The following is a 6000-nucleotide window of genomic DNA, read 5'->3' on the forward strand; positions in this document are numbered from 1 at the left end:
GGTCCGCGTGACGCCCGACGCTTCGGACCGCAGGCCCGCTGTCCGGCGAACCCACCGTCACCCCTCACCCCGGTGGCCGGAGCCCCACCGTCTTGATTCCGTCCGGCGACGTCCTGTGAGCCCCGCGAGCCCTGACCGCCACCGATCCGGCGGCGGCCGGGGGGGCGACGTGACAGATGACGGCGGGCGCGGGCGCGGGGGCGGGGGCGGGGGCGGGGGCGCTACCAGTCCCGGCCTTCCGGCAGGTCACCGAGGCCGGGGGCGGACAGGTGCAGCACTTCGTAGCGCTCGGTCGCCTCCTCGTCCGGCGCGGAGGGGTCCGCCCACACCACGAACCGCAGCAGCTGCCAACGGCAGGGGTCGACCGCCAACGCGGCGGTGTGCACACCCTCATGGCGGGAAAGTCGTCGTAGCTGTTCGACTTCACGCTCGATCCATACGGACAGGCCCAGGCCGGTGCCGTCCGGGTCCGGGCCGGAAGGTATCGAGGTGAGGCGGCGTGAGGCCGCCCTGGGGGGTGTCGTGCGTGCTGGACCGGCATGGCAGGCGACACCGGCCCAGTGCTGGACGAGGGGGCGGCCGAAGTCCCGGATGATGTTCTGGAATCCTCCGCCACCGACGAGGAAGCGGTTCATCGCGCCGGTGTCATTCCACAGGTAGAAGGGGGCGTACTGGTTGACCGGCGAGCCGGCCACGCCGCGTTCCCGGATGACATAGGCCTTCAGGCCCAACCCGGCTCGTTCGTCGAGGACATGGCCGCCCTCGGACACCCGCTTGCGGATGACCTCCATGTCGTAGTCGGCCGGCAGGGTGATCTCGTACTGCTTCGCGTGCACGGGGGAGGCCGCCCTTCTTCACGGGTAGTCAGCGAACAGGCAGGCCGGTGAGGTACTCGGCCTCAGTGACGTGGGTTCCGCGGTCGGCTTCGGTGCCGTCCTCGGCGACTTCCTGGACGGCCAGATGCGTCATGAAGGTGGTGGGAGAGGCTCCGTGCCAATGCCACTCCCCCGGTGCGATGCGCACACTGTCACCGGCGCGAATGGTCTGCACTTGTCCGCCGCGGCACTGGACGAGCCCTGTTCCCTCGGTGACATGAAGGATCTGACCGAAGGGATGGCGATGCCATGCGGTGCGGGCGCCCGGTGCGAAACGAACGCTGTCGACCCGCAAGCGCGACGGTCCCTCAGGTGCGGCGATCTCATCGATCCATGCCGCGCCGGAGAACCATTCGGACGGTGCGACGACGGTGGGCTGTGGCGCGTGGGAGATGCGCATGGTCGGCAGGTTCCCTCTACTGGTGAGTGGCGGAGACATGCGCGGTGAGCAGATCCAGCACTCCGGTGACCGCCTGGTCGAACGGCTGCACGGAGTCGGCGGCTCGGGCCAGGACGTAACCGCCCTGCAGGACCGCGACGATGGTCGCGGCAACTGCCTGCGGGTTCAGTGCGGCGGCGAACTCACCGCGCTCGCGTCCCTCGGCCAGGACCTCGGCGAGGCGCTCACGCAGCCAGGTCAGAACCTCGTCGACCGGAGCCCGCAGCATCGGGTTGCCCATGATGTCCGGATCCTGCGTGAGGCCTCCGACGGGGCAGCCCTTGAGGACCTCTCGTTCCCTGCCCAGGTATGCGGTGACGCGCTCCACGGCGGTCCCGGATGCGGAGAACTGCGCTTCGGCCTTGGCACGCATCTCTTCGGCGGTGCGTTGGATCGCGGCGAGCGCCAAGTCCTGCTTTCCGGTGAAGTGGTGGTACATGCTGCCTTGCCCGACCCCGGCCCGCTGCTGGATCGCCTTCGGACTGGTGCCGGTGTAACCGCGTTCCCACAACAGTTCACGAGTGCTCTCGACAAGACGTTCCGCAGTGCTCATGCAAGCAGTGTACATACTAGTAGGTACACTGTCGTCCGAACGCGCGCCGCGCGCCGCCCGCATTCATGACCGACGTCAGGTTCCCCGTACGCCGCGGCGAGGGGCGGGAACCGGCCGGCCGAGATCGCCGCCTCCGCCTCCCGCGGCCGGCCCTTTCCGGACCCGCCGACCGGCGTGGCCGCCGCACCGGCGGCCCCTGTTCACCCGACCTGGAGGCCTGCCGGGCGGATCCGCCGCCTGGACGTCTTCATCACGGTCAGGAACCCGGTCCGAAACTCAGTAGAAGATCGTGCACTTCGTTCCGGTGTCGCCCGGAAGGTAGTCGAATTCCGTACACGCCTGGGCCTTCAGATCCTTGTCGTTCACCATCGGCGTGTACACGCTGACCCCGTCCCCGGGCATGACCGTGATGCTGTTCACGGCCACGGTCTGTCCGTCCTCCACGGTCCGCACATAGGCCCTGTCGCCGGGCTTCCCGTACCAGAGCTGCGCCCAGGCCGCCCTGCACTGTGCGCTGTAGCGCAGTCGGACGATGCGGCCGTCCAGGGTGACGTCGTCGATCGTCACGGCGTCGTCGACGCAGTGGGTCTCGACGGGGTCGAGGTCGTGACAGGAGGCGGCGAAGCAGGTCGCCGGAGCCCTCGCCGGTGTCCCCGCCGCCGCTTCCGGCGCGGCCTGTGCGGGGGTGGGAACGACTGAGGCGGCCGCCGCCGCCGTGATCAGTACGGCGACGGACGCCACCGCCGGGCTGCGTTTGCTCATCATGGCGGTTCCTTCCCGGTGAAGCGCGACGCGCGGGACGCCAACTCCCCGTGTTCCAGGACACACCCGTTGATCCGCGTGTGCAACCGGTCGGCCAGGGCGTGTCGTTGAATGTGCACGCGTCGCCTCCAGGCCGTGCGGGGGCGTCCTGACCACGTGGGCCGCGGTTCGGCGGACGGCCGGCGCCGATGATTGTCGGTGGTCGTGGCTAGGGTGGCGATCATGAGTCTGAGAGCAGTGATGATCACGGTGGATTGTGCGGAACCGCAGGAGCTGGCCCAGTGGTGGGCCACTGCGCTGGAAGGCGAGATCGCCCAGGACCACGGTGATTTCGTCATCGTGAAAGCGGAACCCCTGGCACTGGGTTTCCAGCGGGTGGCCGAAGAGCGGCGGGGCAAGAACCGTGTGCACGTCGACTTCGCCGCCGCGCCCGGCAAGGGCCTGGCGGGAGAGGTGGAGCGGCTGGTCGCTCTGGGTGCGAGCGTCGTCGGCGAGCACAGCGTTCCGGGCCTCACCTGGACCGTGCTGCAGGACCCGGCCGGCAACGAGTTCTGCGTCCACTGAGGAGCTTTGCCACCGTGCCGGTCACAGCCGTTCGTCGACGGCCGCGACCGGCACGGTCGTCCCGTGCCGGACGGCGAGCTCGTCGTACCTCCCGGCCACGGCTCGACGCCGGAGCGCCGCAGGTGTGCCTGCCGGAGACGGCCGGTGCCTGCGGGTCTCGCGTCGATGCCCGGCCACCACAGCCGGCCCGGCTCGGGGGGCGCTCCGCCGGGCAGGTGGCCGGTGTCCAGGCGGATCAGCGTGCCTTCGACGATCGGGGGGCGCCGGCCGTGCCCCGGGAGGAGCGGTGGGCCGGCCGGGGGCGCGGCCGGTCCCCGGAACGGGCCGGGGCGGTGCCGTGGAGCCGGGTGCGGGTGACGGTCCCGGTGTTCGGGACGCCCCGGGTGTCGGACCGTCCGAAGGCGAACCCACCACCGTGGCGGGGCGGGCGGCCCGGGACGGGTGGCCGCGGGGGCGGGACGGCTCCGCGCGGAACTCGGTCCGGTCCCCCGCCGGCGCCCGGTGACGGGAGGGCGTCCTCGCCGCCGCGTGCTCCACCGTGTCCAAGTCCCGCCGGTGTCGGCAACGCTCGTGATCCGTACGCCTACGGCCGGTCGGCCGGCGCGGCCAGGACGCGGGCGGCGCGGTCGCGGTGGGCGCGGAAGCGGCGCAGGTACGAGCGGGCCATGGGGCCCGGCGGGACCCCGCGGGCGAAGGCCCGCATGTTGCGCTCACCCGTGTTGTAGCCCAGGGCGAGGAGTTCGTCGCGGGTGTAGCGGCGCACGTGCCGCTCCGGAAGGGCGTGGTCGAGGTCCTTCAGGTGCAGCGCCGCCGCGCGGACGGCGAACGCGGGGTCGTCACGGAGGTCCCGCCACTCCTTCTCCAGGCCGTGCGCGCGGCGCACCCGCTCGAACGTCGCACGGTGCATGTTGGCCACGCCGAAGGACGCCCCCGGCTTCCACCACTGCCACAGCCGCTCCAGCAGCGGGTGGTGCGGCTTGTACGCCTCGTTGTGCAGGACGGTCATCACCAGCAGGGGCGACACCCCGGCCTCCCCGGCGCAGCGCACCACCTGCGGGGCGTAGTCGGCCGGGTCGTACCCACCGGGCCGCAGCGGCGGCTTCCGGGCGCCGCCGGGCTCCACCGGTCCGGCCTCCCGCTCGGACACCGTCGCTCGCTCCGCCATCCTCGGCCCGCCTCTTTCCTGCCGTCCGCCCCGCCCCTGCGGCAGGGCGGTCCCTGTGGAGTGCACGTGCCCCTGCGTCCCGGTCTCAATCCGGTCCGGAATGGCTGGAGTGCCGCGCCGCCGACCGGGAATCCGGTTGTCCGGGCCGTCGCCGCGGCCCTCGACCTTCGCCTTCACGGTCCAGTGGGAGATTCGGCGTGATAATCGACGACATACCGGCACCGCGCGCTCACGACGCCGCACCCGACGCGGCGGCACGCAAGCAGCGTCTGCGCCGCCGCCTGGAGCGGCTGATCGGTGTGGCAGCCACCGAAGGCAACGACCTGGTGCCCCTGCGCAACGGTGACGAGATCTTCCCCGCGATGCTCGGGGCGATCCGTGCGGCCGAGCACACCATCGACATGATGACCTTCGTGTACTGGCGCGGTCAGATCGCCCACGACTTCGCCGCCACCCTGGCCGACCGCGCCCGCGAGGGGGTGCGCGTACGGCTGCTGCTCGACGGCTTCGGCGCCAAGGAGATCGAGGGGCGGCTGCTGGACCTGATGAGCGAGGCGGGCGTCCAGGTGGCCTGGTTCCGCAAGCCCGCCTGGCTGTCGCCGTTCAAGCAGAACCACCGCTGCCACCGCAAGGCCCTCATCGTCGACGAGCACACCGCCTTCACCGGCGGCGTCGGCATCGCGGAGGAGTGGAGCGGCGACGCCCGCAACCCCGGCGAGTGGCGGGACACCCACGTCCAGGTGCGCGGTCCGGCCGTGGACGGCATCGCGGCCGCGTTCGCGCAGAACTGGGCGGAGTGCCACGACGAGCTCTTCGACGACCGCGACCGCTTCACGGCACACCCGCAGGCCGGCTCGTCCGTGGTACAGGTGGTGCGCGGCTCCGCGAGCATCGGCTGGCAGGACATGCAGACCCTCATCCGGGTCATGCTCGACTCCGCCGAGGAGCGCTTCCGGCTGGCCACCGCCTACTTCGCCCCGGACACCTACTTCATCGACCTGCTGTGCGAGACCGCGCGGCGCGGCGTGCGCGTGGAGATCCTGCTCCCCGGGCCCCACACCGACCAGCGGGCCTGCCAGCTCGCCGGCCAGCACCACTACACGCGGTTGCTGGAGGCCGGCGTGCACATCCGCCAGTACCAGCCGACCATGATGCACGCCAAGATCATCACCGTGGACTCGGTGGCGTCCCTCATCGGCTCCACGAACTTCAACCGCCGGTCCATGGACCACGACGAGGAGGTGATGCTCGCCGTCCTGGACGAGGAGTTCACCGCCGCGCTCGACCGCGACTACGACGCGGACCTGCGCGACAGCGTGGACATCGACCTCCGCAGGTGGAGACGGCGGGCGATGCTGCAGCGCGTCAAGGAGTCCGCGGTCCTCCCCATCCGACGCTTCCTGTGACGCTCCGCAGGAGTGCCCCCGCGGCCGGAAGGCGCGGGGGCACTCCCTTGTGTCCACCTGACACGGGTCGTGGTCCATCTGTCGCCGGTCGGTCCCGGGACGTGCGTGGGCCCCGGTGCCGTGGCGGCACCGGGGCTTGCGGGGGGGGTGCCTCTATGTCTTTCGTCAAGCGAGTCGGGGGCTTCTCGGCTGGTAGAAGGTTCCGTCGCGGAGCATGGCGAACAGGACGCTGATGC

General features: G+C 71.4%; 7 protein-coding genes. 2 read left to right on the plus strand and 5 right to left on the minus strand.

Translation table 11 applies throughout. The features are described from left to right. Window positions 1-221: 221 nt before the first annotated feature. From ACZ5FU_RS28265 to ACZ5FU_RS28280, 4 genes are all read right to left on the minus strand, one after another. Window positions 222-836 (minus strand): DUF4865 family protein, encoded by a 615-nt coding sequence (locus ACZ5FU_RS28265; protein WP_451531047.1) that lies wholly within the window; start codon window positions 834-836, stop codon window positions 222-224. Between the two features lie 28 nt (window positions 837-864). Further along, the gene (locus tag ACZ5FU_RS28270; RefSeq protein ID WP_451531048.1) at window positions 865-1275 is read right to left on the minus strand and encodes a (R)-mandelonitrile lyase; all 411 of its coding nucleotides are present in this window, start codon (window positions 1273-1275) and stop codon (window positions 865-867) included. A gap of 16 nt (window positions 1276-1291) precedes the next feature. Further along, window positions 1292-1867: a TetR/AcrR family transcriptional regulator gene (locus ACZ5FU_RS28275; protein ID WP_451531049.1), complete on the minus strand. Its 576-nt coding sequence runs from the start codon at window positions 1865-1867 to the stop codon at window positions 1292-1294. A gap of 276 nt (window positions 1868-2143) precedes the next feature. Further along, on the minus strand, window positions 2144-2632 hold the full coding sequence (locus tag ACZ5FU_RS28280; RefSeq protein WP_469047319.1) for a YjfA family protein: 489 nt from the start codon (window positions 2630-2632) through the stop codon (window positions 2144-2146). A gap of 219 nt (window positions 2633-2851) precedes the next feature. On the opposite strand from ACZ5FU_RS28280, the gene ACZ5FU_RS28285 reads away from it, so the two are divergent. Next, window positions 2852-3193 carry a VOC family protein gene (locus tag ACZ5FU_RS28285; protein WP_451531051.1) on the plus strand — a complete coding sequence of 114 codons (342 nt, stop codon included), beginning with the start codon at window positions 2852-2854 and terminating at the stop codon, window positions 3191-3193. 583 nt (window positions 3194-3776) lie between these two features. On the opposite strand, the gene ACZ5FU_RS28290 is transcribed toward ACZ5FU_RS28285, so the two are convergent. Continuing rightward, on the minus strand, window positions 3777-4358 hold the full coding sequence (locus tag ACZ5FU_RS28290; RefSeq protein WP_469047321.1) for a lysozyme family protein: 582 nt from the start codon (window positions 4356-4358) through the stop codon (window positions 3777-3779). A 203-nt stretch (window positions 4359-4561) separates the two neighbouring features. On the opposite strand from ACZ5FU_RS28290, the gene ACZ5FU_RS28295 reads away from it, so the two are divergent. Next, window positions 4562-5764 (plus strand): phospholipase D-like domain-containing protein, encoded by a 1203-nt coding sequence (locus tag ACZ5FU_RS28295; RefSeq protein ID WP_468646370.1) that lies wholly within the window; start codon window positions 4562-4564, stop codon window positions 5762-5764. Window positions 5765-6000: the final 236 nt, after the last annotated feature.

This window comes from Streptomyces sp. NPDC031554, from assembly GCF_055580685.1.

Bases quoted from the DNA above. Each gene is read 5' to 3' on its own strand.
- ACZ5FU_RS28270 (WP_451531048.1), bottom strand. From the start codon at position 1,275: ATGCGCATCTCCCACGCGCCACAGCCCACCGTCGTCGCACCGTCCGAA.
- ACZ5FU_RS28275 (WP_451531049.1), bottom strand. From the start codon at position 1,867: ATGAGCACTGCGGAACGTCTTGTCGAGAGCACTCGTGAACTGTTGTGG.
- ACZ5FU_RS28280 (WP_469047319.1), bottom strand. From the start codon at position 2,632: ATGATGAGCAAACGCAGCCCGGCGGTGGCGTCCGTCGCCGTACTGATC.
- ACZ5FU_RS28285 (WP_451531051.1), top strand. From the start codon at position 2,852: ATGAGTCTGAGAGCAGTGATGATCACGGTGGATTGTGCGGAACCGCAG.
- ACZ5FU_RS28290 (WP_469047321.1), bottom strand. From the start codon at position 4,358: ATGGCGGAGCGAGCGACGGTGTCCGAGCGGGAGGCCGGACCGGTGGAG.